The following is a 25967-nucleotide window of genomic DNA, read 5'->3' on the forward strand; positions in this document are numbered from 1 at the left end:
CCACCACCCGGACGGCACAGGGTCGCCCGGGCCCTACGAACGAAGGAAGTTCCTCCGTGCGCACGTACAGCCCCAAGCCCGGCGACATCACGCGCGAGTGGCTCGTCATCGACGCCACCGACGTCGTCCTCGGTCGCCTCGCGGTGCAGACCGCCAACCTCCTGCGCGGCAAGCACAAGCCGATCTTCGCCCCGCACGCCGACACCGGTGACTTCGTCATCATCGTCAACGCGGAGAAGGTCGCCCTGTCCGGCGACAAGAAGACCACCAAGATGGCGTACCGCCACTCCGGTTACCCGGGCGGTCTGTCCTCGACCCCGATCGGTGAGATCCTGGAGAAGGACGCTCGCAAGGCCATCGAGAAGGCCGTGTGGGGCATGCTGCCGAAGAACAAGCTCGGCCGTCAGATGCTGAAGAAGCTGAAGGTCTACTCCGGGCCCAACCACCCGCACCAGGCCCAGAAGGCCATTCCGTTCGAGATCAAGCAGATCTCCCAGTAATCGTCTGATTCGTCGAGAAATTCTGAGTGAGGAACATCGTGGCCGACACCACCGAGGTCGAAGAGACCTACGAGACCGACGAGCAGGGCATCGCCTACAGCTCGGAGAGCTCTCCTTCCGCTGACACCCCCGCCCGTCCGGCGACCATCGCCCCCGCCGCGGCCACCGGCCGCCGCAAGGAGGCCGTCGCGCGCGTCCGCATCGTCCCCGGCACCGGCCAGTGGACCGTCAACGGCCGGGCGCTGGACTCCTACTTCCCGAACAAGCTGCACCAGCAGGTCGTGAACGAGCCGTTCGCCGCGCTGCAGCTCGAGGGCCGCTTCGACGTCATCGCCCGCATCCACGGCGGTGGCATCACCGGTCAGGCCGGTGCGCTGCGCCTCGGCGTGGCTCGCTGCCTGAACGCGATCGACGTGGAGGCCAACCGCCCGTCGCTCAAGAAGGCCGGCCTGCTCACCCGTGACGCCCGCGTCATCGAGCGCAAGAAGGCTGGTCTCAAGAAGGCCCGCAAGGCGCCTCAGTTCTCGAAGCGCTAAGTACGACGCGCATGCCGCGCATCTTCGGCACGGACGGGGTCCGGGGCCTGGCGAACGGTCAGCTGACCGCGGAGCTGGCCCTGGACCTTTCCGTTGCCGCTGCCCGGGTCCTGGCCAGCCGGGGCGAGTTCGAGGGCCATCGCCCGCTCGCCGTGGTCGGCCGGGACACCCGCATCTCGGGACAGTTCCTCGAGCACGCCGTGGTCGCCGGCTTGGCGTCGGCCGGCGTGGACGCGGTCCGGCTGCGGGTGCTGCCCACCCCGGCCGTCGCGTACATGACGCAGGCGCTCGGTGCCGACCTCGGCGTGGTCATCAGCGCCTCGCACAACCCGATGCCGGACAACGGCATCAAGTTCCTGGCCCGCGGCGGGCACAAGCTCGACGACGCCGTCGAGCGTGAGATCGAGCAGCACCTCGACGAGCCGTGGGAGCGCCCGCTCGGCGGCGACATCGGCCGGGTGACGCCGTACGCCACTCCCGTCGAGGAGTACGTCGAGCACCTCGTCTCGACCATCGACAAGCCCCTCACCGGGATCAAGGTCGTGCTCGACTGCGCCCACGGCGCGGCGTACCGGGCGGGTCCGGCCGCGCTGCTTGCCGCGGGCGCGGAGGTGATCGCCATCGGCACCGAGCCCGACGGCCTCAACATCAACGACGGCTGCGGGTCGACCCACCTCGGGCCGCTGCGGGCCGCGGTGCTGGAGCACGGCGCCGACGTCGGCTTCGCCCTGGACGGCGACGCGGACCGCTGCCTCGCGGTCGACCACGCGGGCAACGACGTGGACGGCGACCAGATCATGGCGATCCTCGCGCTCGGCATGGCCGAGACCGGGCACCTGGCGAAGAACACCGTCGTCGCCACGGTGATGAGCAACCTCGGCTTCGTCCAGGCCATGCGGGCGGCCGGCATCGGCGTACGCCAGACCAAGGTCGGCGACCGCTACGTGCTCGAGGCGATGAAGGTGTCCGGCTACTCCCTCGGCGGCGAGCAGTCGGGCCACGTGATCATGAGCGAGTACGCCACCACCGGCGACGGCATCCTCACCGCCCTGCACGTGCTGGAGCGGATGGCCGCGACCGGCGAGTCGATGGCCTCGCTCGCGTCGGTGATGACCCGGATGCCGCAGGTGCTGGTGAACGTCCCCGGCGTCGACAAGGCGCGCGCGGACGACGACGCCGTGCTGGCGGCCGCGGTGGCCGAGGAGGAGGCCGCGCTCGGTGAGACCGGCCGGATCCTGCTGCGACCGTCCGGCACCGAGGCGCTGGTGCGGGTGATGGTCGAGGCGCCGACCCAGGACGAGGCGCAGTCGGTCGCCGACCGCCTCGCCGAGGTCGTGAGGAGCCAGCTGGCCCTCTGACACGGCCCACCGGCTGGATCTCGACCTGGCGCTCAGAGCTTCCGGAGCCGGACGTAGCGCACCGAGTGGTCGCGGTCCTTGCGCAGCACCAGCGTGGCGCGCGACCGGGTCGGCAGGATGTTCTGCGAGAGGTTGGGCCCGTTGATGGTGTCCCAGATCCGGGTGGCCTCGTCGACCGCACCGTCGTGCGAGAGGGCGGCGTACTTGGAGAAGTAGGACTCCGGGTCACGGAACGCGGTCTCACGCAGCCGCAGGAACCGGTCGACGTACCAGTTCCGGATGTGGCGGGTGCCGGCGTCGACGTACACCGAGAAGTCGAAGAAGTCGCTCAGCGTGAGGCCGGCGCGGCCGTCCTCGCGCACCCGGGCCGGCTGGAGGACGTTGAGCCCCTCGATGATGACGATGTCCGGCCGCTTCACGACGACCTTCTCGTCGGGGAGCACGTCGTAGGTGAGGTGCGAGTAGACCGGGGCCTCGACCTCGTCCCTGCCGGACTTGATGTCGACCACGAAGCGGAGCAGGGCGCGGCGGTCGTAGGACTCCGGGAAGCCCTTGCGCTGGAGCAGCCCCCGGCGCTCGAGCTCGGCGTTCGGGTAGAGGAAGCCATCGGTGGTCACGAGCGCGACGTTGGGGTGCTCCGGCCAGTGGGCGAGCATCTGCTGCAGCACGCGCGCGGTCGTGGACTTGCCGACCGCGACCGACCCCGCGAGACCGATGACGAACGGCGTCCGCTGCGGCTGCACCTGGTGCAGGAACTCCTCCTGCCGGCGGTAGAGCCGGCCCGCGGACTCGACGTACATGCTCAGCAGTCGGGACATCGGCAGGTAGATCTGCTGGACCTCGTCGAGGTCGAGCTGCTCGCCGAGGCCGCGCAGCTGACGGATCTCCTCCGCGGTGAGCGGGTTCTCCACCTCGGCGGCCAGTGCCGCCCAGGCGGAGCGGTCCAGCTCGAGGTACGGCGATGACTCCTCGTGCGCACCGCCGTTCGCAGACATGGCCGCGATTCTTGCAGGGGGCCGTCGATACAGTGAGGCCCATGTGCGGGATCGTGGGTTACGTGGGTCACAAGGGCGCCCAGGAGGTGGTCATCGAGGGGCTCCGGCGCCTGGAGTACCGCGGCTACGACTCCGCCGGGATCGCGCTCGTCGCGGACGGGGCGCTTGCGACCGAGAAGCGGGCCGGCAAGCTCGCGAACCTCGAGAAGGCGATCGCCGGTGACGCGCTCCCGGCGACCACGATCGGCATGGGGCACACCCGCTGGGCCACGCACGGCGCGCCCAACGACGTCAACGCGCACCCGCACGCGGGCCCGCAGCGCCGGGTCGCGCTGGTGCACAACGGCATCATCGAGAACTTCGCCGAGCTGCGCGCCGAGCTCGAGGCCGGCGACCACCACCTGCTGTCGGAGACCGACACCGAGGTCGCCGCGCAGCTGCTGGAGCTCGAGGTGCTCGGCGGCGCGGACCTGACCGAGGCGATGCTCGCGCTGGTACGCCGCCTCGAGGGAGCCTTCACGCTGGTGGCGGTCGACGCGCTCGACCCGTCGCGGGTGGTGGCGGCGCGACGCAACTCGCCGCTGGTCGTGGGGATCGGCGAGGGCGAGAACTTCCTGGGCTCCGACGTCGCGGCGTTCATCGAGCACACCCGCGAGGCGATGGAGCTCGGCCAGGACCAGGTCGTGACGATCACCCGCACCGCGGTCGACGTGCGCAACTTCGACGGCTCGCCCTCCGAGGGGCGCCGCTACCACGTCGACTGGGACCTGTCGGCGGCCGAGAAGGACGGCCACGACTGGTTCATGCGCAAGGAGATCTTCGAGCAGCCGCGCGCCGTGGCCGACTCGCTGCTGGGCCGGCGTACTCCCGAGGGCCACCTGCAGCTGGACGAGATGCGGCTCTCGGACCAGGAGCTCCGCGACGTCGACAAGATCATCATCATCGCGTGCGGCACGTCGTTCTACGCGGGCATGGTGGCCAAGTACGCCATCGAGCACTGGTGCCGGATCCCGGTCGAGGTCGAGCTGGCCTCGGAGTTCCGGTACCGCGACCCGATCCTCGACTACTCCACGCTGGTCGTCGCGATCAGCCAGTCCGGCGAGACCGCGGACACGCTGCAGGCGATCCGGCACGCGCGGGAGCAGCGGTCGAAGGTGCTCGCGATCTGCAACACCAACGGCTCCACGATCCCGCGTGAGTCGGACGCGGTCATCTACACGCACGCCGGACCGGAGATCGGGGTCGCCTCGACCAAGGGCTTCCTGACCCAGCTGGTCGCCTGCTACCTGCTCGCGCTGTACCTCGCCCAGGTCAAGGGCACCCGGTACGGCGACGAGATCTCGCAGGTGATGCACCAGCTGGAGGCGATGCCGGACCACATCGCCTCGGTGCTGTCGTCGGCGCCGTCGATCTACTCGCTGGCCCGCGAGCACGTGGACACCCGGTCGGTGCTGTTCCTCGGCCGGCACGCCGGCTACCCGGTCGCGCTCGAGGGCGCGCTCAAGCTGAAGGAGCTGGCGTACCTGCACGCGGAGGGCTTCGCGGCCGGCGAGCTCAAGCACGGTCCGATCGCGCTGGTCGAGGACGGGCTGCCGGTGCTCTGCGTCGTGCCGCCGGCCGGCCGGGACCAGCTGCGCGACAAGATGGTGAGCGGCATCCAGGAGGTGCGCGCCCGCGGCGCCCGCACCATCTGCCTGGTCGAGGAGGGCGACGACGCGATCACGCCGTACGCCGACGTCGTGATCCGGCTGCCGCGGGTCCCGGTGCTGCTGCAGCCCCTGGTCGCCGTCGTACCCCTGCAGCTGTTCGCGTGCGAGCTCGCGACGGTGATGGGCCACGACGTCGACCAGCCCCGCAACCTCGCCAAGTCCGTCACGGTCGAGTAGTGATCATCGGCGTAGGGATCGACGTCGTCGACATCGAGCGCTTCGGGGAGTCCCTGACGCGGACCCCGGGGCTGTCGGCCCGGCTGTTCACCGAGTCCGAGGCCAAACGCCCGCTGGCCTCGCTCGCCGCGCGGTTCGCCGCCAAGGAGGCGCTCGCCAAGGCCCTCGGCGCCCCCGCCGGCCTCGCCTGGCACGACGCCGAGGTGGTGTCGGAGTCCTCCGGTCGGCCGCTGTTCTCGCTCCGCGGGTCCGTCGCCGCCAGCGCCGCCGAGCTCGGCGTCGCCGCCGTGCACCTCTCGCTGTCGCACGACGCCGGCATCGCCAGCGCCGTGGTCGTGCTCGAGTCCGCCTGATCGCGGCTAACGTCGGGCCCATGAGGAGCGCGCACACGGTCGAGCAGGTGCGGGCGGCCGAGGCGGCGCTGATGCGCACGCTGCCGGAGGGCGCGCTGATGCAGCGGGCCGCGGCCGGGCTGGCGTACGCCGTGATCGACCTGCTCGGGACGGCGTACGGCCGACGGGTGCTGCTGCTGGTCGGGTCCGGGGACAACGGCGGCGACGCGCTGTACGCCGGGTCGCTGCTCGCCCGCCGGGGCGTGCAGGTCGAGGCGTGGCTGCTGTCGGATCGGGCGCACGAGCAGGGGGTCCGGGCGCTGCGGGCCGCCGGCGGCCGGGTCGTCCGCCCCACGGCGGCGCAGACAGGTGCGAGAGGCGGACGACCCGATCTCGTGATCGACGGGATCGTCGGGATCGGCGGTCGGCCGGGGCTCGGGGACGACGCGCAGGAGGCGTTGCGATCAGTCGAGGGCGTCCCGGTGGTCGCGGTCGACACGCCGAGCGGCGTCGACGTCGACAGCGGCGAGCTCGACGGTGCGCACGTCCGCGCCGACGTGACCGTCACGTTCGGCACCCACAAGGTCGCGCACCTCGTCGACCCGGCCGCCGCCGCCTGCGGTGTCGTCCACCTCGTCGACCTCGGCCTCGAGCTCCCGGAGGCGCAGGTCGAGGCGCTCCAGCCCGGCGACGTCGCGCGGCTGCTCCCGCGGCCCACGCCGGACGCGCACAAGTACACCCGGGGCGTGGTCGGGATCCGCGCGGGCAGCGCGCAGTACCCGGGCGCCGCCCTCCTCAGCGTGGCCGGCGCCACCAGTGGTCTCTGCGGCATGGTCCGGTACGCCGGGGAGGCCGCCGACACCGTTCGCGAGGTCCACCCCGAGGTGGTCGGTGCCGGACGCGTGCAGGCGTGGGTGGTGGGCTCCGGCGGCGGAGAGGGCGCGAAGGAGGAGCTTGCCGCGGCGCTCGGGGACGGCGTCCCGCTCGTCATCGACGCCGACGCCCTCCGCCACGTGACCGCTCCGCCCCCCGACGCCGTCCTCACCCCCCACGCCGGCGAGCTGGCGGCGATGCTGCTCGTCGACCGCGACGAGATCGAGGCCCGGCCGCTGCACCACGCGCGGCGGGCGGCCGAGCAGTACGGCTGCACGGTCCTCCTCAAGGGCCGGCACACCCTCGTCAGCCACCCGGACGGCCGGACCCGGGTCACCACGACGGGTACCGCCTGGCTCGCGACCGCGGGTGCGGGCGACGTGCTCGGCGGGCTGGTCGGGGCGCTGCTCGCCACCGGGCTCTCGCCATACGACGCCGCCTCGGTCGGGTCCTGGCTGCACGGTGCCGCCGCGACCCTGGCGAGCCGGGGCGGACCGCTGGTGGCGAGCGACGTCGCACACGCGATCCCGGACGCCGTGCGGGGCCTGTCGACCCGGTGATGGGAGAATCGGGGCCATGAGCCCGGTCGCGCGTGCAGAGATCGTCGTCGATCTCGCCGCGATCCGGCACAACGTCCGCACCCTCCGCGAGCTGACCGGAGTGCCGTCGATGACCGTCGTCAAGGCGGACGGCTACGGGCACGGGATGCTCGAGGTGGCGCGGGCCGCGCGCGCGGCGGGCTCGGAGTGGCTCGGCGTGGCCACCATCGACGAGGCGCTCGCGCTCAGGAACGCCGGCGACCGGGGGCCGATCCTCTGCTGGCTCACGGTCCCGGGCGAGGACTGGGCGGCCGCGATCGACGCCGGCATCGACGTCACCGCCTACGGCGTGGCCGAGCTCGACGAGATCGCCGCCACCGGCCGGCTCGCCCGGGTCCAGCTGAAGGTCGACACCGGGCTCTCCCGCGGCGGCGCCGCGCTCGCCGACTGGCCCGACGTCGTACGGCGCGCGCAGCAGGGCGAGGCGGACGGCAGCTGGCGGATCACCGGCCTCTGGTCGCACTTCGCCGCCAGCGACGAGCCCGACCACCCCGCGAACGACGCCCAGCAGCGAGCCTTCGAGCAAGCCCTGGAGCTGGCCGCGGACCTCACCCCCGAGGTCCGTCACCTCGCCAACTCCGCCGCGGGCATCCTGCGCCCGGAGAGCCGGTTCGACCTGGTGCGGTTCGGCCTCGCGTCCTACGGTCTCGACCCCGCGCCCGGCCGGACGCCGGACCTCGGCCTGGTGCCGGCGATGACCGCGCGCGCCACCCTCGCGATGACCAAGCAGATCCACGCCGGTGATGGGGTGTCCTACGGCCACACCTGGATCGCGGACACCGACACCACCGTCGGCCTCGTGCCCGTCGGGTACGGCGACGGCATCCCGCGGCACGCCAGCAACGCCGCCCACGTGCTCGTCGACGGCAAGCAGCGGGCGATGCGCGGCCGGGTCTGCATGGACCAGTTCGTGGTCGACCTCGACGGCGACACCCCGGAGGCCGGCAGCGACGTCGTCCTCTTCGGCCCCGGCACCCACGGCGAGCCGACCGCCCAGGACTGGGCCGAGGCCGCCGGCACCATCTCCTACGAGATCGTCACGCGGATCGGCGGCCGACCGACCCGGAGGTACACGGACCAGTGAGGACCCGCACCCACCTGATCGGCGCCACGGCGACCGCTCTCGGCCTGGCGGCCGCGGGCGCCGGCGTCGCCGCCCAGCAGCGCCGCCGGATCGCCCGGCGCTCGCCCGGCGAGCGACCGGCGTTCGGCAGCCTGCGCGCCGACCCGGTGACGGTCGTCGCCGAGGACGGCACCCCGCTGCACGTCGAGGTCGACGAGGCCGACTCGGCGGTCACGCTGGTGTTCTGCCACGGCTACTCGCTGAACCTCGACTGCTGGCACTTCCAGCGGGAGCACTACCGCGGCCGGATCCGGTCGGTCTACTACGACCAGCGGTCGCACGGCCGCTCCGGCCGGTCCCCGATCGGCCACGCCACCATCGACCAGCTGGGCCAGGACCTGGTGAGGATCCTCGACGAGGTCGTGCCCGACGGCCCGGTCGTGCTCGTCGGCCACTCGATGGGGGGCATGACGATCGTCGCGCTGGCCCAGCAGCACCCGGAGCTCTTCGGCGACCGGATCGTCGGCACCTCGCTGATCTCCACGACCGCGGGTGGACTCGACCCGAGCCGCATCCTGTTCCCGATGATGCCGACCTGGGCCGGCTCCGGGGCGATGCACCGCGGGGTGGCGACCCTGGCTCGCGGCCATCGCGCCGTCGACGGCCTGCGCCGGCTCGGGCGCAACGTCGCGCTGGTGGCGACCGACCAGCTGGCGTTCGGCGACCACGTGCCGGCGTCGTACGTCGAGTTCGTCGACAGCATGCTCGCGGCCACGCCGTTCGAGGTGGTCGCGGAGTTCTTCCCGGGCTTCGGCCAGCTCGACAAGTTCGACCACGTCGGCGTCCTCGCGAACGTGCCCACCACGATCATCTGCGGCACCGAGGACAAGCTCACCTCGATCGGCCACAGCCGCAAGCTGCACGACCGGATCGACGGCTCCACACTCCTGGAGTGCCACGGCGCCGGGCACATGGTGATCCTCGAGCGGTACGACGAGGTGGACGGCGAGCTCGACAAGCTGCTCGCGGCGGCGGGGGTCGGCGCGTGACGCTCGAGGTTCGCCGCGTCGGCCCGGAGTCGGCGGCGCAGGTGCTGGCGGTCGTGCGGGCGGCCTTCGCCGCCCGCCCCGAGCTGGACCCGCCGGCGGCCGCCCTGTCCGAGACCGAGGACTCGATCGCGCGGAGGCTGGCGGCGAACGGCGGGCTGCTGGCCTGCCTCGACGGCGAGCCGGTCGGTGCGCTGGTGCTGGACCCGGTCGGCAGCACGACGTACCTCCGCCGATTCGGCGTGCACCCCGACGCGCAGGGGCACGGTGTCGCCGCCGCGCTGATCGAGGCCGCGGTCGAGGCGGCGGGCGACGCCGAGGACCTCACGGTGGTCGCGCGCGAGGAGCTCCCGGCCACGATCCGCTTCTGGGAGCGGCAGGGCTTCCGCGAGATCCGCCGGGAGCAGCCGTTCGTCGAGCTGCGCCGCCCGCTGCGCACGCACGCCTTCCAGGTCCCCGACGCCGACGCGATGCGCGCCCTCGGCCGCTCGCTGGCCGGCCAGCTCACGAAGGGCGACCTGATCGTGCTCAGCGGCGAGCTGGGCGCCGGGAAGACCACGTTCACCCAGGGCCTGGGCGCGGGGCTGGGCGTGCGGGGTGACGTCACCTCGCCGACGTTCGTGATCGCCCGCGTGCACCCGTCGCTGATCGGCGGCCCGGACCTCGTGCACGTCGACGCCTACCGCCTGGGCGGTCTCGACGAGCTGGACGACCTGGACCTCGACACGTCCCTCGACGACGCCGTGACCGTGGTCGAGTGGGGCGAGGGGCTGGCCGAGGGCCTGTCCGAGTCGCGCCTCGAGGTCGCGATCGTCCGGGGCGACGCCCCACACGACGGCCTCGACCCGCGCCGGGTCGAGATCACTCCTGTCGGCCCGCGCTGGCACGCGTTGTCCTTCCGGGGTCTCGGCTGATCTAGGCTGGGGCGTCGTCCCACCTGAGTCGCGAGGAATCCAGTGTCCGAAGCACCACCGGAGAGCCGTGTCCGTCTCGTCGTCGTCACCGGCTCCGGCCGGAGTGGCACCAGCACCGTCGCCGGCGCCCTGAAGCGACTCGGCCTGCACGTGCCGCAGCCGGAGATGCCCGCCGACGAGACGAACCCGCGCGGCTTCTACGAGCCCATCTGGGTGGTTGACTTCCACAAGCGGCTGCTCAACAGCATCCCGGCGCGCACCAACGACGCCCGGCCCCGGGCCGCCGCCGACGTCGCCGAGGCAGCGGCCGCCCCGGAGGTGCGCGAGGAGCTCCGCACCTGGCTGGCCGAGCATGTCGCCGAGGTCGGGCCCGGCGGGCAGCTGGTCATCAAGGATCCGCGCGCGTTCTGGGCCCACGAGCTCTGGACGGGCGTCGCCGACGAGCTCGGCATCGAGCTGTCGTACCTGACGATGCTCCGGCACCCGACCGAGGTCCTGCAGTCGCGCGAGACCTACTACCTGTCGAACCAGACCGACGAGTTCCGGCGCACCCGCCAGACCGCCAACCTCGCCGGCTGGGTCAACTCGGCGTACGAGACCGAGGTGGCGACGCGATCGCGCAAGCGCACGTTCGTGCGCTACACCGACCTGCTCGAGGACTGGCGCACGGCGATGGGGCAGGCCCAGCGGCACCTCGGGATGAGCTTCAACGCCGACCTGTCCGGCTCGGACCACCACGACGTCGACGACTTCATCGACGCGAAGCTGTACCGCAGCAAGATCAGCTGGGACGACGTGGACACCATCCCCGAGCTGCGGGAGCAGGCGACCTCGGCCTGGGACGCGTGCAACACGCTCGTCGACGCGCCGTACGACGACGGCGCGATCGCCACCCTGGAGGACGTGCACCAGCGGTACGTCGTCCTCCACCAGTACGCCGAGGCGATCGCGCTCGACCACACCAACCGGGCCGTCGCGGTCGGACGGCGCGACCTGCAGGCAAGGAACGCCGACCTGCGCAAGCGCCTGAACCGCCGCCGCAACGAGGTGGAGCGGCTCCGGGGCGAGCTCGAGAAGTCGGGCCCGGGCGGCTCCCGGCTTCCCTGGAAGCGGTGAAGGCCGACCGCCGCCCGACGACGTTCCTACTGGGCGTCGGGGCGCAGAAGGCCGGCACGACGTGGGTGCACCATTACCTCGCCCGGTCACCGCAGTTCGTGCGCGGATACCGCAAGGAGTACCACGTCTTCGACAGCAGCGACCTCGCCGACGACCCGTGGCTCGGGCGCAACCTCGACATGGCGCAGGCCGAGCTCGACAAGCTGCGCAGCGGGGAGCCGGCCGACCCGGTGCACCTGCACCGCGCCGCGATGATCGCGGACCCGAAGTACTACTTCGACTACTTCGCCGGCCTGCTGCACAGTCGGCCGCGCTTCCGCGCCACGGCGGACGTCACCCCGGAGTACGCCGCGCTGCCCGCCGAGCGCCTGGCCTCGATCCGGGACGGGTTCGCGACCCGCGGCGTGCGCACCGTCGCGCTCTTCCTGATGCGCGACCCGGTCGACCGGATCTGGTCGCAGATCCGGATGCAGGAGGGCCGGCGGCCGGCGCGCTTCCCGGCGTCCGCCGACAAGATGGTCGAGCGGCTCTTCGACGACCCCCGGTACGAGCAGTTCTCGCGGTACGAGGTGACGATGCGGAACCTCGAGTCCGTGTGGGGCGACGACGAGATCCACTACGGCCTCTACGAGCAGCTGTTCTGCGAGGAGGGGGTGCGGGCGATCTGCGACCTGGTCGGCATCGCGTTCCGCGCGCCGGACTTCGAGCAGAAGTCCAACGTCTCCTCCGGCAAGGCGGTGTCGGCGCTGCCCGACGACGTCGTGCGTCGGGTGGCGACCCACTTCGCCGACACCTACCGAGCGGCCGCGGCCCGGTTCCCCGACGCGGACCTCGCCGAGCTGTGGCCGAGCAGCCGGTTCGTGCTCTAGCTGCCGGAGCCTCTCAGTCCGGCCTTTCCCACGGCGCGCGCACCGGCAGGTAGAAGGTGAAGAACTCGTCCAGGACCTCCTGGAGCGTGGCCGGCGGCAGGGCGTGGTCGTGGTGGTCACCCAGGCAGATGAAGTCCTGCTCGCGGTCCTTGAGCCGGCGCAGCTTCCGGACGACGTCGTTGGCGCTGATGTCGACGTAGGAGTTGCTGGCGTCGCCCACCACGGCGGTCCCGGTGACCAGGCCGTAGTGCTGGGCGAACGAGGACAGCAGCGAGACGTTGTCCCCGGCGCGGAACGGCGAGCGCGCGGTCCGGCCGATCTCCTCGGGGAACCGCGCCTCGATCTCCTCGAGGACCGACCGGCGGTGCGCGTACGGCGCGTGCGCGAGGCTGTGGGTGCTGACGACACCGAAGGTCTCGCGCAGCAGCCGCCGGTTGTTCCACGCCGCCTTCAGCCACGGCGCGGCGTCCGGGTCGCCCTCGATGCCGAGGTTGTGGTTGGAGAAGAACACCGCCGTGTGGCCCGAGGGGTCGAAGAACCGCTGCGGCGGCTGCGGCCGGCCGATCAGGAAGTCGTCGTTGAGGTAGACGAAGTGCTCGGCCAGGCCCGGGATCTTGTGGATGCTGCTCTCGATGGCGTGGGAGTTGAACGTCGGGAGAGCCTCGGGCGGCAGGATCTCGCGGTGGTGCACGACGTTGATCCGCGGGTGGTCGGCCAGCCACGCAGGCACCTGCCCGGCGGTCACCAGGTGGATCGTGCGGACCCAGGGCGCGAACAGGTGCACGCTGCGCAGCGAGTAGCGCAGCTCGTCGCGGCTGACGAACCGGGCGCGCCCGCTCGAGGTGCGCTCGAGGGCCGCCCCCGTCGCCTCCGCGAGCCGCGCCTCCCGGGCGGCGTTCCACTCCGGGTCGTCGCCGTCGACCCAGGTGTAGACCGCGTCGATCGGGAACGTGCAGTCGCGGACCGTGGGCTGCGCCATCAGCGGCAGCGTGCGTGCGCGCACGCCCTCGATCTCGGACTCGACGGTCTCGAAGTCGGCCGGGAGCCGGTTCGCGTAGGCGTTGGGGCCGGCCGAGATCAGGCCGCCGTCCGGGGCCTCCTCCCAGAACTCGACGTCGATACGGCAACCGCTGGACAGCACGCCGGGCCACCCGTCGTCCAGCATCGGCCACGGCTCCAGGCTGACCCGGCCGGTGCGCTCCGGCGCGAGGTCGGCGGCGAGCTCGGCGATGCGGCCGCGGCGCTCCGGCCAGCCGTGGCCGGCGCTGTCGACCAGGCTCAGCCAGGCGGGCGCCCCGGGTCCACCGAGCTCGGCCAGGTACGCGGACCGCGCGGCCATCGGCACGACGACCGTCGTGGGCTCGTCGCCGTGGGCGGGGACGGCGAACCAGCGTCGGGCGGCGCGCTCGGCGCACTGGACGGCCCACGTGACCGCCATGGCCCGCGCCTCACCGGGGGTGAGGTCGGTCGCCGCCGCGGGGCGGTCTGCGACGGTCGAGGGCACGCCGGCGAGCTCGGTCACGCGCTGGTGGATCCGTCGCGGGTCCCGGGCCCGGCGGCCGACCGCGCCCTCGAAGATCGAGAGCCACCGCCGCGCGATCGTCTCGGCGGCGTACTGCTGGGAACTCTCGATCGCGCTCTCGCCGAGCCGGTGTCGCAGGGCGTCGTCGGTGGCCAGCCGGAGCAGCGCGGTGGCGAGCCCCGACAGGGCGCCCGGGCCGACCAGCAGGCCGTTGACCTCGTGCCGGATCACCGCCCGGGACCCCGACGGGTGGTCGAAGGCGATGACGGGGACGCCCGCCGCCATCGCCTCCTGGACGACCAGGGGCAGGCCCTCGCTGCGGGACGGCAGGGCGGAGATGCTGGCCGCCGCCCACTCCGAGGGCATGTCCGCGCTCTGCCCGGGCAGCTCGACGCGGTCCCAGAGCCCGAGGCGCCGCACCAGCCGGATCAGGTCCAGGCGTTGGGGGCCGGACCCGAGGATCCGCAGCCGCCAGCCGGGCACCCGATCGGAGATCTCGCCGAACGCCTCCACGAGCTTGGTCAGCTGCTTCTCGGCGACGAAGCGCCCCGCCGCGACGATCAGCCGGGACTCGAGCGTGGCCCGGGGCTTGAAGCCCTGAGGGAGTGGGTTCGGCACGACGACGGTATCGGGCGCGACCGGCCCGAGGGTGTCGAGGAGCCAGTCGCGTGCGCTGCGGGTGAGCAGCGCCACGACGTCCGCGCGGGGCGCGAACGTGAGCAGCGGCTCGAGCCCGGACGTACGGTCCGACGACGATCGGTGCTCCTGGTGGACGACCGCGACGTGACTCGGCAGCAGCTGGACGGCGATCGCGAGCAGGCCCGGGGTCACGCTGACGACCACGTCGCTGTCGAGCTCCGGCAGCGCGTGCTCGTACATCGCGTCGGTCAACGCGCTGAACTGCGCGTCCCAGCGATCCGGCACCAGCAGCGAGCCGCGTTCACCCGTCGACCGGGCGAGCCCGGCGTCGACCGCGTCGTCCTCCGTGCGGGGAGCCTCGGGGTCGCGGAGGTCGACGAGCCGGCGGATGGAGACCGCCGGGTCGACCGCGTAGTGCGGGCTGTCGCTGACCTGGAGCGCGCTCAGGATCGTGACGTCCTGGCCGAGCGCCGCGAGCGCGTTCGCCTGGGTCACCACGGACCGCTCGGTGCCGCCGCCGGCGTCGAGGTTGAGGACCAGGAAGGTGATCTTCACGCGGACTCCCCCTGCAGCGTGACCTTGCGCCCGAACCGCAGGACGCCCTGGTCGGAGAAGAGGAACCGCCCGGCGACCAGGTCGGAGTCCGGATCGAGGAGGAAGGGCAGCAGCACGACGGCCGGGTCGTTGACGGTCAGGTCGTTGGTCAGTCGGGCCACGGTGACCGGGTCCTCGGTGGCTCCGACCGCGATCCGGTAGCCGCCCTGCTGGGCGGGGACGTCGGACGCGGCCAGCGTCGCCACGAGCTCGTCACCGTCGGCCTCGATCGCCACGGAGTGCGCGACCGAGCCGTCCGTGCGCACGAAGTGCAGCAACGGCTCGGGGCCCGGCTCCGGGGGACTGATCCGGAGGCGGACGGACATGCCGTCGGTGGCGATGTCGAGCAGCCGGGCGACGCGAGCGGCGCGGGTCCGGCGTACCCGGAGGAGGCCGTGCTCGTCGGTGACGACCAGGAACCGCCAGCGGCCGTCCGGCGTCGGCGGGGTGCGCAGGCTGCTGTCCGGGGGAGGTGGACCCGCTCGCAGCGGCGCGGGCTTGCCTCCGGAGTCGCGGACGACGACGAGCCGTGCCTCGGCGGCGTCGGTCTCGGTCAGGACGTCGCCGAGCCGCCAGCGCGCGGAGGAGTACGCCGGGTCCTCACCGTGCAGCGGCTCGGCCGTCGTCAGGTCGCCGGTGTCGGGGTCCTGGAGCGCGGGCCGGCCGTCGCCGGCGCGGACCGCCACCCAGAGGTGCTCGCCGTCCAGGACACGGGCGTAGGCGACCTCGGGTCCGTCCGCGGCGAGGTCGCGGCCGATGGCCTGCTTCGCCCGGGCGATCGCGCGCGCGCCGTCCTCGAGTCGTTGGGTGAACTTCACCGATCCTCCGTCCGCGGGCAACTCCGCGATCGTAACGGCGGGGTTGAAGCCCTCAGAGCCCGGTGACGCCCTCGTCGCCGTACCCCTCGGCCTGCTCGTCGAAGGTCTCGTGCTCCAGGAGGTGGAGGATCGGGACGCCGAGCCGACGCCGGGCCTTGGAGGTCCAGTCGAGGTGGAAGAACTCGGAGACGACGTGCGGCCGGGTCAGGATGATCGCCTCCCGGCCGTCGACCTCGGCGACCTTCGCCGCCAGCGCGTCGATCGGCGGGTCGCCGACGACCTGGCCGCGCGCGACGGCGCCGCTGGCGCGGAGCGCCTCGAGGCTCTGGGCGAGCTCGGTGTGCGAGCGGTCCTCGCAGTCCTTGCGGACCGCCTCGAGGTCCACCTCGCTCATCGGCATCGTCGGGGAGGCGAGCATGTCCCCGGCGGTCAGGGAGCCCATCGCGGACTCGATCCGGGCCGCGGCGTCCTCGAGGGGGAGCAGCACGTGGTAGGTCACGGGCTGGTCCAGCCCCTCGTGGAGCGAGTGCACCTGCGCCGCGTCCTGCGCGGACAGCGCCTGCTCGATCAGGAGGACGACGTCGTAGCGCTCGGTGTTGCTGTTCTCGGACATCACAGACCTCCCTGGTCGACGCCGAGGATCCTAGCCAGATCGTAGGAGACCGGCTCCTCGAGCTGGTCGTAGCCGCACGACTCCGGGTCGCGGTCGGTCCGCCAGCGGCGGAACTGGGCGGTGTGCCGGAAGCGCCGGCCCTCCATGTGGTCGTACGCCACCTCGAGCACCCGCTCGGGCCGCAACGGCGTGAACGACAGGTCCTTGCCCTGGCTCCAGCGGCTCTGGGTGCCGGGCACCCGGTCCGGGTTCGCGGTCAGGAACTCCTGCCAGCGCCCCCAGGGGTGCTCCTCGATCGGGACCACGAGCGGCTGGAGCTCCTCGATCAGCTCCGCCCGCCGCTTCTCGGTGAAGCTGGCGCTGACGCCGACGTGCTGGAGCTCGCCGTCGCTGTAGAGCCCGAGCAGCAGGCTCCCGAGCAGCGGCCGCTCCGGGGTGCTGGTCTTGTGCTCGCGGTAGCCGGCGACCACCACGTCGGCCGTGCGCTCGTGCTTGATCTTGAGCATGCTCCGGGCGTTGGGCTGGTATGCCGTCCCCAGCGGCTTGGCCACCACGCCGTCCAGGCCCGCCCCCTCGAACTGGTGGAACCACTCCTCGGCCCGCGCCGGGTCGGTGGTGGTGCGAGTCAGGTAGCACGGGCCGGGCAGCGCCCCGAGCGCCTCCTCGAGCGCCGCGCGGCGCTCGGCGAACGGCCGGTCGGCGTAGGACTCGTCGCCCAGCGCGAGCAGGTCGAACGCGACGTACGACGCCGGCGTCTTCTCGGCGAGCATGTCGATCCGGGACTTCGCGGGGTGGATGCGCTCCTGGAGCACCTCGAACTCGAGCTTCTCGCCGATCGCGACGAAGAGCTCGCCGTCCAGCACGCACCGCTCCGGCAGCTGCTCCTGCATCGCCGTCACGACCTCGGGGAAGTAGCGGGTCAGCGGCTTGGTGTTGCGGCTGGCCAGCTCGACCTCGTCGCCGTCCTTGAACACCAGGCAGCGGAAGCCGTCCCACTTCGGCTCGAAGCTCAGCCCGCCGAACTTCCCGGGGTCGGGGATGCCCTTGACCGACTTCGCGAGCATCGGCTGAACGGGTGGCATGACGGGGAGGTCCACGCTCCGAGGCTAGTCGCGTCGGGCCGGAGTGACCGGGCCGGCGGCGGCTGGCGGTGGGCCGGCGGTGGCGGAGCCACCGAATCTGCGGGGGAAAAGGTGGCTGACGCACCGCTGGCCGTGCGCGGCCCGGGCCGGCGGTGGCGGAGCCACCGAATCACCGGGCGAAAAGGTGGCTGGGGCACCGCCGGCCGTGCGCGGCCCGGGCCGGCGGTGGCTGAGCCACCGAATCTGCTGGCGAAGAGGTGGCTGACGCACCGCTGGCCGTGCGCGGCCCGGGCCGGCGGTGGCTGAGCCACCGAATCACCGGCCAAGAAGGTGGCTGGGGCACCGCTGGCCTAGCCTGTTGCCAGCCGACCCCGGTTGGTCTGCCGGGCTCCGCCCGGCCGGGCCGTCTGGGGAAGCGATCCCCGGTTGGTCTGCCGGCAGGGCCCGCCTGACTTTGAATCAGGACTAGCGACGTAGGTTCGACTCCTACCCGGGGAGCAGAGCGGTCGCGGCGCGCACGGCGCTGCCGGCCCGTCGCGGCCACGGCGACGGCGCCGCGCTCGTGGACCGGTGCGCCGCGCCCGGGACACCGGCTACCGCCGGATCTCGCTGTGGACCAACAGCGTCCTGGTGACCGCGCGACGGATCTACGAGGCGGCCGGCTTCGAGTGGTCGCCGAGGAGCCCCACCACAGCTTCGGCCACGACCTGGTCGGCCAGACCTGGGCGCGTGACCTCCCCTAGAGTGGGTCGACCGGACTCTGAGGGGAAAGCTGCGTGGGTAACAACCTGACCGTCGTCGTCCTCGCCGCTGGCGGCGGCACCCGGATGAGGTCCAAGACCATGAAGGTCCTGCACCCGATCGCGGGCCGCACCATGATCGGCCACGTGCTCGTGGCCGCGCGGGAGATGCAGCCGGAGCGGATCGTCGCGGTGGTCGGGCACCAGCGCGAGCAGGTCGCTGGCCACATCCGCGAGCTCGAGCCCGACGCCGTCCTGGCCGTGCAGGACGAGCAGCTCGGGACCGGCCACGCCGTACGCATGGCCGTCGAGGCGGTGGGTGACGTGAGCGGCACCGTCCTGGTGGCGTACGGCGACACGCCGCTGCTCGAGGGTGCGTCGCTGCGCTGGTTCGCCGCCGAGCACGAGGCATCGCAGGGCGCGGTGAGCATCCTGAGCGGCATCGTCGACAACCCCTTCGGCTACGGGCGGGTGCTGCGCAACGCGGAGGGCGACGTCGAGGCGATCGTCGAGGAGAAGGACGCCACGCCCGCGCAGCGCGAGGTGCGCGAGATCAACTCCGGGATCCTCGCGTTCGACGCGGAGTTCCTGCTCGAGGCGCTGCCGCGGATCGGGAACGACAACGCCAAGGGCGAGTACTACCTGACCGACGCGATCGGGATCGCGCGGGAGGACGGGCTCACCGTCGGGGCCTACCCCATCGACGACGTCATGCAGACCGAGGGTGTCAACGACCGGGCCCAGCTGGCCCGGCTGGGCGCCGAGATGAACCGCCGGATCGTGGGCCGCTGGATGCGCGACGGCGTGACCGTGATGGACCCCGCCACCACCTGGATCGACGCGGACGTGACGCTCGAACGCGACGTCACGGTGCTGCCCGGCGTCCAGCTCCTGGGCGCGACGAGCGTCGCCGAGGACGCGGTCGTCGGCCCGGACTGCACGCTCAAGGACTGCGAGATCGGGCCGGGCGCCCGCGTCGTGCGCACGCACGGCGAGCTGGCCGTGATCGGCGCCGGGGCCGCCGTCGGCCCGTTCTCCTACCTGCGCCCCGGCACCACGTTGGGGGCCGGCGGCAAGATCGGCGGGTTCGTCGAGACCAAGAACGCCTCGATCGGCGACGGCGCCAAGGTCCCGCACCTCTCGTACGTCGGCGACGCCGAGATCGGCGAGGGCACGAACATCGGGGCCGGCACGATCTTCGCCAACTATGACGGGGTGCGGAAGCACCGCACCAGGGTCGGCCGGCAGGCCCGGACCGCCTCGAACAACACCTTCGTCGCCCCGGTGGAGATCGGGGACGGCGCCGCGACCGGCGCGGGCACCGTCGTCCGGCAGGACGTGCCGCCGGGCGCGCTCGCGGTGTCCAGCGGCCCGCAGCGCAACATCGAGGGCTGGGCGCTGGACAGGCGGGCCGGAACTCCCCAGGCCGAGGCGGCCGAGGCAGCACTGGCCGACCGTGGGGACGCTGAACAGGGCGTGGCAGAATCCTGAGTGGACTGCGCCGGCGATCGAGGGAGCCCCAACCGTGACCGGATACAAGAAGACCACCGAGAAGAACCTCATGGTCTTCAGCGGTCGGGCACATCCCGACCTCGCCGACGAGGTCGCGGACCTCCTGGGCACCGACCTGGTCCCGCAGTCGGCGTACGAGTTCGCGAACTCCGAGATCTACGTCCGGTACGAGGAGTCCGTCCGCGGCTGCGACGCCTTCGTGATCCAGAGCCACACGGCTCCGATCAACGAGTGGATCATGGAGCACCTGATCATGGTCGACGCCCTCAAGCGCGCGTCGGCCAAGCGGATCACCGTCGTGATGCCGTTCTACGGGTACGCGCGCCAGGACAAGAAGCACAAGGGCCGTGAGCCGATCTCGGCCCGGCTGATGGCCGACCTGTTCAAGACCGCGGGCGCCGACCGGCTGATCACCGTCGACCTGCACGCGGACCAGATCCAGGGCTTCTTCGACGGGCCGGTTGACCACCTGATGGCGCTGCCGATCCTCGCCGACTACGTCCGGGACAAGTACGGCGACCAGCCGCTCGCGGTGGTCTCGCCGGACGCCGGCCGGATCAAGGTCGCCGAGCGCTGGTCGTCCCGCCTCGGCGGGGCTCCGCTGGCCTTCATCCACAAGAGCCGCCGCATCGACCGCCCCAACGAGACCGTCGCGAACCGCGTGGTCGGTGACGTCAGCGGCCGGATGTGCGTGCTGGTCGACGACATGATCGACACCGGCGGCACCATCGTGAAGGCCGCGGACGCCCTGATGGCCGAGGGTGCGGCCGGGGTGATCATCGCCGCGACCCACGCGATCCTCTCCGACCCGGCGGTCGACCGGCTCAAGAACAGCCCGGCCGCCGAGGTCGTCGTCACCAACACGCTGCCGATCTCGCCGGACCGCATCTTCGACAAGCTCACCTGCCTGTCGATCGCTCCGCTGGTCTCCCGCGCGATCCGTGAGGTGTTCGAGGACGGCTCGGTCACCTCGATGTTCGACGGCAACACGTAGGGCCCCGGTCGGGCGCTCAGCCCAGGTCGTCGGCCCAGTCCGACCAGGACCGACGTAGCACGGTCGGCACGTCGCCGGCCAGCTGCTCGTGCAGCAGCTCCCGCTGCGCCGCGGTGAGCGGCAGCGCCGGACGCGCCTGCCCGACCACCTGCGCGAAGCCTGCGCCGCGCTCGCTCCAGCCGGGCGCCTCCCGCAGGTAGCGGTCGACGTACGGCGCCACCAGGCCGGCCTGCTCGGGCGACCAGAGGCCGCCCAGCACCGCGGTGAGCACCCGGTTGCCGACGGCGGGGTCGGTGACGACCGCCCAGGCCTCGGCCTTCGCCTCCGCCGTCGGTCGCGCCGCCCGCGCGGCGGCGGCCCCGAGCTCGGCGTCGAGGCCCGGTGCGCGCCGTCGCTCGGCCTCGATGAGGGCCGCGTCGGCCGCGCCCAGCCCGGCCAGCCGCCGGACGACCCGCCAGCGGACCGCCGGCGTCAGCTGCAGCTCCCCGATCGCGCCGGCGTCGAGCCACCCGGCCAGCGTGGCCGCGTCGTGGGTGGTGGCGGCGAAGCCGTCGGCGAACGCCTCGGCCAGGTCCTGGCTCGTCGCGTGCATCAGCCCGGTCGCGCAGGCACTCGCGAGCGACTCGAGCGTCCCGGCGGCCGACGCGGCCGGGACCCGCAGCGGCAGCACCCGGCCGAGCGTGCGCGCGAGCACGGCGGCGACCAGGGTGGCACTGCTCTCGCCGGGCAGCTGCCGCTCGACGACGTCCACGAAGGCGAGCGGCTCCAGATGGCGGGTGTGCACGCGGTCGAACAGCATGGTCCACAGGACGGCCCGCACCAGGTCGTCGTCGATGCGGCACAGGCCGGTCGTGACCGCGCGCCACGAGTGCTCGTCCAGGACGATCCTGGCGAACGTCTCGCCGTGGCTGTTGGGGACGACCACCCGGCCCGCCAGGTCCGGGAGCGGCACCGGCTCGTCGCCCAGGTCGACGTTCCGGCTCGCGGTCTCGACCCCGGTGTCGTCGTACGCCGTGATCCGGACCCGGTGCGGCCGCACCCCGTCGCGGTGCAGCACCGGGACGTCGCCGTCCCGCTCGACCCGGAGCGTGTCGAACCCGGTCCGCCGCAGCCAGACCTCGACCCAGGTGCGGACGTCGCGGTCGGACGCCTGGTCGAGGGCCGCGACGAAGTCGGCCAGCGTGGCGTTCGCGAAGCGGTGACGGGTCAGGTACGTGTTCACGCCGCGCAGGAACGTCTCGTCGCCGAGCCAGGTCACCAGCTGGCGCAGCACCGAGTTGCCCTTGGCGTAGGAGATCGCGTCGAAGATGGTGGCCGCAGCCGCGACGTCCGGCACGTCGTCGGGATCGGCCGCGACCGGGTGCGTCGACCGGCGCTCGTCGGCGTCGTACGCCGCGGGCTTGCGGCTCGCCTCGTGCCCGAGCAGTGCCCCGGCGTACCCCGCCGCCTCACCCGCGACCCGGTAGCCGAGGTAGTCGGCGAAGGACTCCTGCAGCCAGGAGTCCTCCCACCAGGTCATCGTGACGAGGTCGCCGAACCACATGTGGGCCATCTCGTGGGCGATCACCGAGGCGCGCAGCAGCCGGCTCTCCTCGGACAGCCGGCCGGCCGGCAGGAGCTCGTCGCGGTAGATCACGCAGCCCGGCTGCTCCTGGGCGCCCCAGTTCAGGCCGGGGACGAAGACCTGGTCGTAGGAGTCGAAGGGGTACCGCTCCTCGAAGATCCGGGCGTAGTGGTCGAAGCACGCCTCGGTCACCGAGCGCAGCTCGGCTACGTCGCGGTCGAGCTCGTCGGCCAGCGACGCCCGGGCGTGCCAGCCGAAGGGGAGCCCGGCGTGGCTCCACCGCACCGACTTCAACGGCCCGGCGACCACGCAGACCAGCGCGACCGGGATCGGGGGCGTGGCCGCGAACTCCCAGCGCCCGCCCCCCTCGCGCACCGATCGGGCGTTGGCGAGCACGGTCCACGCCGGGTCGGCGGAGACGCTGATGGCCACCGGCGCCTTGAGGTCGTTCTGGTCGAAGCAGCAGAAGAGCCGCTGGGCGACGTCCAGGCCCAGGTAGGCGCCCAGGTAGGTCTCGCCGTCGGCCGGGTCGACGGTGCGGTGCATCCCCTCGCCGTCGGTGACGAACGGCAGCCGCGCCGCGACGGTCAGCTCGTGGCGGCCGTGGAGGCCGGTCAGGTGCAGCCGGCGACCGTCGTACGCCGGCTCGACGGCGCGGCCGTCGAGCAGCACCGCGAGGTCGGTGGCTGCGGTGAGCTCCAGGAAGGTGGCGGGCGCCGAGCAGGTGAAGCGGACCGTGGTGCGGCACCCGAAGCGGTCCGCCGCGGGATCGGTGAGATCGAGGTCGACGTCGTACGACACGGCGGAGACGACGGCGGCCCGCTCCCGGGCCTCGGCGAGGGTCAGGCTCACGGTCCGAACCCTACGGCGGATGCGGGCGTCGGGATTCGCGCGTCGCGCGCCGGGCCGTTAGTCTTGTGCGGTTGCCTCGGCGAGGGAGTGAGAGCTCCGTGATCGACAGGGCTGGCCGAATCTCCGGATGCGCCCCCACGATCGTGCCGAGGCCCCGAGACCGCCACCACTCAGTCCGCACGAAGACGCACGAGGAGCCGCACCCCATGTCCGAGAAGATCAAGGCCGAGTCCCGCACCGAGTTCGGCAAGGGCGCCGCCCGCCGGATCCGTCGCGAGGACAAGGTTCCCGCCGTCATCTACGGCCACGGGAACGACCCCATCCACGTGACCCTGCCCGGCCACGACACCATGATGGCGCTCAAGCACGGCGGCGCGAACGCGCTGCTCGAGCTCGACATCGACGGCAAGACCCAGCTGGCGCTGACCAAGCAGGTCCAGATCGACCCGATCAAGCGCCACCTCGAGCACATCGACTTCGTCGCCGTGGTCAAGGGCGAGAAGGTCACCGTCGACGTGCCGATCCACCTGGTGGGCGAGGCCGTCCGCGAGACGCTGGTCGTCACCGAGAACGCCACGATCCAGATCGAGGCCGAGGCCACGCACATCCCCGAGTTCATCGAGGTCGACATCGAGGGCGCCGCCGCAGGCACCCAGATCCACGCCTCCGACCTCAAGCTGCCGTCCGGCAGCACCCTGCTCCTGGACCCCGAGGCGCTGGTCGTGAACATCACCGAGCAGCAGTCGCAGGAGGCCCTGGAGGCCGAGCTCGAGGAGGCCGAGGCCGAGGCCGGCATCGAGCGCGACGAGTCCGACAACGACGTCGACGAGGTCGGCGCCGAGGGCGACGCTCCTGCCGAGGGCGAGGCCGCGTCGGAGGGGTGATCCTCCGCCTGTTCACGAGAAAGGGCCGGGACTCCGTGGCCGACTCCACGCCGGTGTGGCTGGTGGTCGGGCTGGGGAATCCCGGCCCTTCCTACGCCGGCCACCGCCACAACGTGGGCTACCTCGTCGTCGACGAGCTGGCTCAGCGGATGGGCGCGTCCTTCCGCTCGCACAAGTCCGGACGGGCCGAGGTCGTCGAGGGACGGCTCGGCGCCCCGGGTACGCCCGGCCCGCGCGTCGTCCTCATGAAGGCGCGGTCGTACATGAACGAGTCGGGCGGGCCGGTCAAGCAGCTCGCGACGTTCTACAAGGTGCCGCCGGAGCGGATCGTGGCCGTCCACGACGAGCTGGACATCCCCTTCGACACCATGCGCGTGAAGGTCGGCGGCGGCGACAACGGCCACAACGGGCTCCGCTCGATGCGCTCCTCGCTCGGCACCGGCGACTTCGCCCGGGTCCGGGTCGGCATCGGCCGCCCGCCGGGTCGCCAGGACGTCGCCGACTTCGTGCTGTCCAGCTACTCGTCGAGCGAGAAGAAGATCCTGCCGTTCCAGGTGGACAAGGCGGCGGACGCCGTCGAGTCGCTGGTGACCGACGGTCTCGAGCGCACCCAGCAGGACTTCAACTCCTGACATGGACACCGGGGTGCGGGCGATTCTGGTGGACGCCGACGGCGTGCTGCAGGTGAACGCCGACGACTGGCTGGACCGGCTGCGCGGGTTCGTCCCTGCCGCCGACGGCGACGCATTCCTCGAGGACCTGTTCGACGCCGAGCAGCCGGCACTGCGCGGTCGGCTCGGCTTCCGCGACGTGGTGGCGGACGTGTGTGCGCGCTGGGGCCTCCGCGGTCGCGAGGGCGATCTCGTCGAGCACTGGCGGCACGCGGTCGTCCAGCCCGACGTCGTGGCGCTGGTCCGCGAGCTGCGCGCCGCGGGCGTCGCCTGTCACCTGGCGACCAACCAGAACGACGTGCGCGCGGCGTACCTCCTCGACGAGCTCGGGTACGCCGACCTGTTCGACTCCGCGTTCTGCTCCTGCGACCTGGGTGCCACCAAGGACGAGCCGGCGTTCCTGGAGACGGTCGCCGAGCGGCTCGCGCTGCCGCCTGAGGCGCTGCTCCTGGTCGACGACTCGGAGAAGAACCTCGCATCGGCCCGGGCGTCGGGGATGCGCGCCGTCCGGTGGTGCGCCGACGACGACCTGGCCGAGCTGCGGCGCAGCCTCGCCGCCGAGGGGATCGCCGCTGCGGGCTAGGGTGACCGCCGTGACGTTCGAACCCGGAAACCCGCCCGCCGAAGCCGCCACCGACGACCACGTGCTCGCGACCTGGCTCGCGACCGTCGCGGGGGAGCGGCTGCTCGAGGTCCGCGGCGAGGGCCTGGAGGGACGCGAGCTCAAGGACGCCGGTGACCGCGCCGCACACGAGCTGCTGATGGACCTGCTCGCCGAGCACCGCCCGGGAGACGCGGTGCTCTCCGAGGAGGGCAAGGACGACAAGGTGCGGCTCACCAGCAGCCGGGTCTGGATCGTCGACCCGCTGGACGGCACCCGCGAGTTCTCCGAGGTGCCGCGCGACGACTGGGCCGTGCACGTCGCGCTCTGGCAGGACGGGGACCTGGTCGCCGGAGCCGTGGCGCAGCCCGTGCTCGGGGAGACGTTCAACACCGGTACGCCGCCCGTGGTGCCGCCCTCGACCTCGGACCGCCCGCGGATCGCGGTCTCGCGCAGCCGGCCGCCGGCGTTCGTGCACGCCCTGGCGGAGGATCTCGACGCGGAGCTGGTCCCGATGGGCTCGGCCGGCGTGAAGATGATCTCCGTGACCCGCGACGTCACCGACGCCTACGTGCACGCCGGCGGTCAGTACGAGTGGGACTCCGCCGCGCCGGTCGCGGTTGCCCGCGCGGCCGGCCTGTTCACCTCGCGCGTCGACGGCTCACCCCTGGCGTACAACCAGGAGGACGTCTACCTCCCCGACGTCGTCGTGTGCCGGCCCGAGCTGGCCGAGCGGATCCTCGCGTTCATCGCGGCGCACGGCGCCGAGTAGCACCGACCCGAGCACCGGCATG

At 72.6% G+C, this 25967-nt stretch carries 23 protein-coding genes and 1 tRNA gene; 18 read left to right on the plus strand and 6 right to left on the minus strand.

What is annotated here, in order from left to right:
- Window positions 1–56 precede the first annotated feature (56 nt).
- The 3 genes from rplM to glmM are packed head-to-tail and all read left to right on the plus strand — an operon-like array spanning window position 57 to window position 2394.
- A complete protein-coding gene (gene rplM, locus ACVW2K_RS07205) occupies window positions 57–500 on the plus strand; it encodes a 50S ribosomal protein L13 (protein WP_028636341.1) in 444 nt (147 codons plus the stop codon).
- A 38-nt stretch (window positions 501–538) separates the two neighbouring features.
- On the plus strand, window positions 539–1036 hold the full coding sequence (gene rpsI, locus ACVW2K_RS07210; protein WP_028636340.1) for a 30S ribosomal protein S9: 498 nt from the start codon (window positions 539–541) through the stop codon (window positions 1034–1036).
- 11 nt (window positions 1037–1047) lie between these two features.
- Window positions 1048–2394 (plus strand): phosphoglucosamine mutase, encoded by a 1347-nt coding sequence (gene glmM / locus ACVW2K_RS07215; protein ID WP_457202040.1) that lies wholly within the window; start codon window positions 1048–1050, stop codon window positions 2392–2394.
- A gap of 32 nt (window positions 2395–2426) precedes the next feature.
- Here the strand turns inward: glmM and coaA are convergent, their stop codons facing one another.
- A complete protein-coding gene (gene coaA / locus ACVW2K_RS07220) occupies window positions 2427–3389 on the minus strand; it encodes a type I pantothenate kinase (RefSeq protein WP_457202041.1) in 963 nt (320 codons plus the stop codon).
- Between the two features lie 41 nt (window positions 3390–3430).
- Between coaA and glmS the strand changes: the two genes are divergently transcribed.
- From glmS to ACVW2K_RS07260, 8 genes are read left to right on the plus strand one after another with little or no spacing between them, the layout of a single operon-like run.
- Window positions 3431–5275 (plus strand): glutamine--fructose-6-phosphate transaminase (isomerizing), encoded by a 1845-nt coding sequence (glmS, locus tag ACVW2K_RS07225; protein WP_457202042.1) that lies wholly within the window; start codon window positions 3431–3433, stop codon window positions 5273–5275.
- Window positions 5275–5628 (plus strand): holo-ACP synthase, encoded by a 354-nt coding sequence (locus tag ACVW2K_RS07230; RefSeq protein WP_028636336.1) that lies wholly within the window; start codon window positions 5275–5277, stop codon window positions 5626–5628. The genes glmS and ACVW2K_RS07230 overlap by 1 nt, the downstream gene beginning before the upstream one ends.
- 20 nt (window positions 5629–5648) lie before the next feature.
- Window positions 5649–7040, plus strand: coding sequence for an NAD(P)H-hydrate dehydratase (locus ACVW2K_RS07235; protein ID WP_457202043.1), 1392 nt, complete (start codon window positions 5649–5651; stop codon window positions 7038–7040).
- Window positions 7041–7056: 16 nt separating this feature from the next.
- Complete coding sequence (gene alr, locus ACVW2K_RS07240) at window positions 7057–8163, plus strand: alanine racemase (RefSeq protein WP_457202044.1); 1107 nt, start codon at window positions 7057–7059, stop codon at window positions 8161–8163.
- Window positions 8160–9191 (plus strand): alpha/beta fold hydrolase, encoded by a 1032-nt coding sequence (locus ACVW2K_RS07245; protein ID WP_457202045.1) that lies wholly within the window; start codon window positions 8160–8162, stop codon window positions 9189–9191. The genes alr and ACVW2K_RS07245 overlap by 4 nt, the downstream gene beginning before the upstream one ends.
- A complete protein-coding gene (tsaE, locus tag ACVW2K_RS07250) occupies window positions 9188–10102 on the plus strand; it encodes a tRNA (adenosine(37)-N6)-threonylcarbamoyltransferase complex ATPase subunit type 1 TsaE (protein WP_457202046.1) in 915 nt (304 codons plus the stop codon). The genes ACVW2K_RS07245 and tsaE overlap by 4 nt, the downstream gene beginning before the upstream one ends.
- 42 nt (window positions 10103–10144) lie before the next feature.
- Window positions 10145–11218: a sulfotransferase family protein gene (locus ACVW2K_RS07255; RefSeq protein WP_457202047.1), complete on the plus strand. Its 1074-nt coding sequence runs from the start codon at window positions 10145–10147 to the stop codon at window positions 11216–11218.
- The gene (locus tag ACVW2K_RS07260) at window positions 11215–12087 is read left to right on the plus strand and encodes a sulfotransferase (protein ID WP_457202048.1); all 873 of its coding nucleotides are present in this window, start codon (window positions 11215–11217) and stop codon (window positions 12085–12087) included. Before ACVW2K_RS07255 ends, ACVW2K_RS07260 begins: the two co-directional genes overlap by 4 nt.
- 13 nt (window positions 12088–12100) lie before the next feature.
- On the opposite strand, the gene ACVW2K_RS07265 is transcribed toward ACVW2K_RS07260, so the two are convergent.
- The 4 genes from ACVW2K_RS07265 to ACVW2K_RS07280 are packed head-to-tail and all read right to left on the minus strand — an operon-like array spanning window position 12101 to window position 17370.
- Window positions 12101–14803, minus strand: coding sequence for a stealth conserved region 3 domain-containing protein (locus ACVW2K_RS07265; protein WP_457202049.1), 2703 nt, complete (start codon window positions 14801–14803; stop codon window positions 12101–12103).
- Entirely contained in the window at window positions 14800–15681 is an 882-nt protein-coding gene (locus tag ACVW2K_RS07270; protein WP_457202050.1) for a hypothetical protein, read from the minus strand. Before ACVW2K_RS07270 ends, ACVW2K_RS07265 begins: the two co-directional genes overlap by 4 nt.
- Window positions 15682–15712: 31 nt before the next feature.
- A complete protein-coding gene (locus ACVW2K_RS07275) occupies window positions 15713–16273 on the minus strand; it encodes a hypothetical protein (protein ID WP_051548788.1) in 561 nt (186 codons plus the stop codon).
- The gene (locus tag ACVW2K_RS07280; RefSeq protein ID WP_457202051.1) at window positions 16273–17370 is read right to left on the minus strand and encodes an ATP-dependent DNA ligase; all 1098 of its coding nucleotides are present in this window, start codon (window positions 17368–17370) and stop codon (window positions 16273–16275) included. Before ACVW2K_RS07280 ends, ACVW2K_RS07275 begins: the two co-directional genes overlap by 1 nt.
- Window positions 17371–17774: 404 nt before the next feature.
- Between ACVW2K_RS07280 and ACVW2K_RS07285 the strand changes: the two genes are divergently transcribed.
- From ACVW2K_RS07285 to ACVW2K_RS07295, 3 genes are all read left to right on the plus strand, one after another.
- Window positions 17775–17853 (plus strand) — tRNA-Gln (locus ACVW2K_RS07285).
- A 278-nt stretch (window positions 17854–18131) separates the two neighbouring features.
- The gene (gene glmU / locus ACVW2K_RS07290; RefSeq protein ID WP_028636327.1) at window positions 18132–19586 is read left to right on the plus strand and encodes a bifunctional UDP-N-acetylglucosamine diphosphorylase/glucosamine-1-phosphate N-acetyltransferase GlmU; all 1455 of its coding nucleotides are present in this window, start codon (window positions 18132–18134) and stop codon (window positions 19584–19586) included.
- Window positions 19587–19620: 34 nt separating this feature from the next.
- A complete protein-coding gene (locus ACVW2K_RS07295) occupies window positions 19621–20601 on the plus strand; it encodes a ribose-phosphate diphosphokinase (RefSeq protein WP_028636326.1) in 981 nt (326 codons plus the stop codon).
- A gap of 16 nt (window positions 20602–20617) precedes the next feature.
- On the opposite strand, the gene pepN is transcribed toward ACVW2K_RS07295, so the two are convergent.
- On the minus strand, window positions 20618–23017 hold the full coding sequence (gene pepN, locus ACVW2K_RS07300; RefSeq protein WP_457202052.1) for an aminopeptidase N: 2400 nt from the start codon (window positions 23015–23017) through the stop codon (window positions 20618–20620).
- Window positions 23018–23223: 206 nt separating this feature from the next.
- Between pepN and ACVW2K_RS07305 the strand changes: the two genes are divergently transcribed.
- The 4 genes from ACVW2K_RS07305 to ACVW2K_RS07320 are packed head-to-tail and all read left to right on the plus strand — an operon-like array spanning window position 23224 to window position 25945.
- Entirely contained in the window at window positions 23224–23901 is a 678-nt protein-coding gene (locus ACVW2K_RS07305) for a 50S ribosomal protein L25/general stress protein Ctc (RefSeq protein WP_028636324.1), read from the plus strand.
- Window positions 23902–23936: 35 nt separating this feature from the next.
- On the plus strand, window positions 23937–24533 hold the full coding sequence (gene pth, locus ACVW2K_RS07310; protein ID WP_457202053.1) for an aminoacyl-tRNA hydrolase: 597 nt from the start codon (window positions 23937–23939) through the stop codon (window positions 24531–24533).
- 1 nt (window position 24534) lies between these two features.
- Window positions 24535–25155 (plus strand): HAD family hydrolase, encoded by a 621-nt coding sequence (locus tag ACVW2K_RS07315; protein ID WP_457202054.1) that lies wholly within the window; start codon window positions 24535–24537, stop codon window positions 25153–25155.
- Window positions 25156–25165: 10 nt separating this feature from the next.
- On the plus strand, window positions 25166–25945 hold the full coding sequence (locus ACVW2K_RS07320; protein ID WP_457202055.1) for a 3'(2'),5'-bisphosphate nucleotidase CysQ: 780 nt from the start codon (window positions 25166–25168) through the stop codon (window positions 25943–25945).
- Window positions 25946–25967 lie beyond the last annotated feature (22 nt).

Source organism: Nocardioides sp. HB32 (assembly GCF_054058995.1).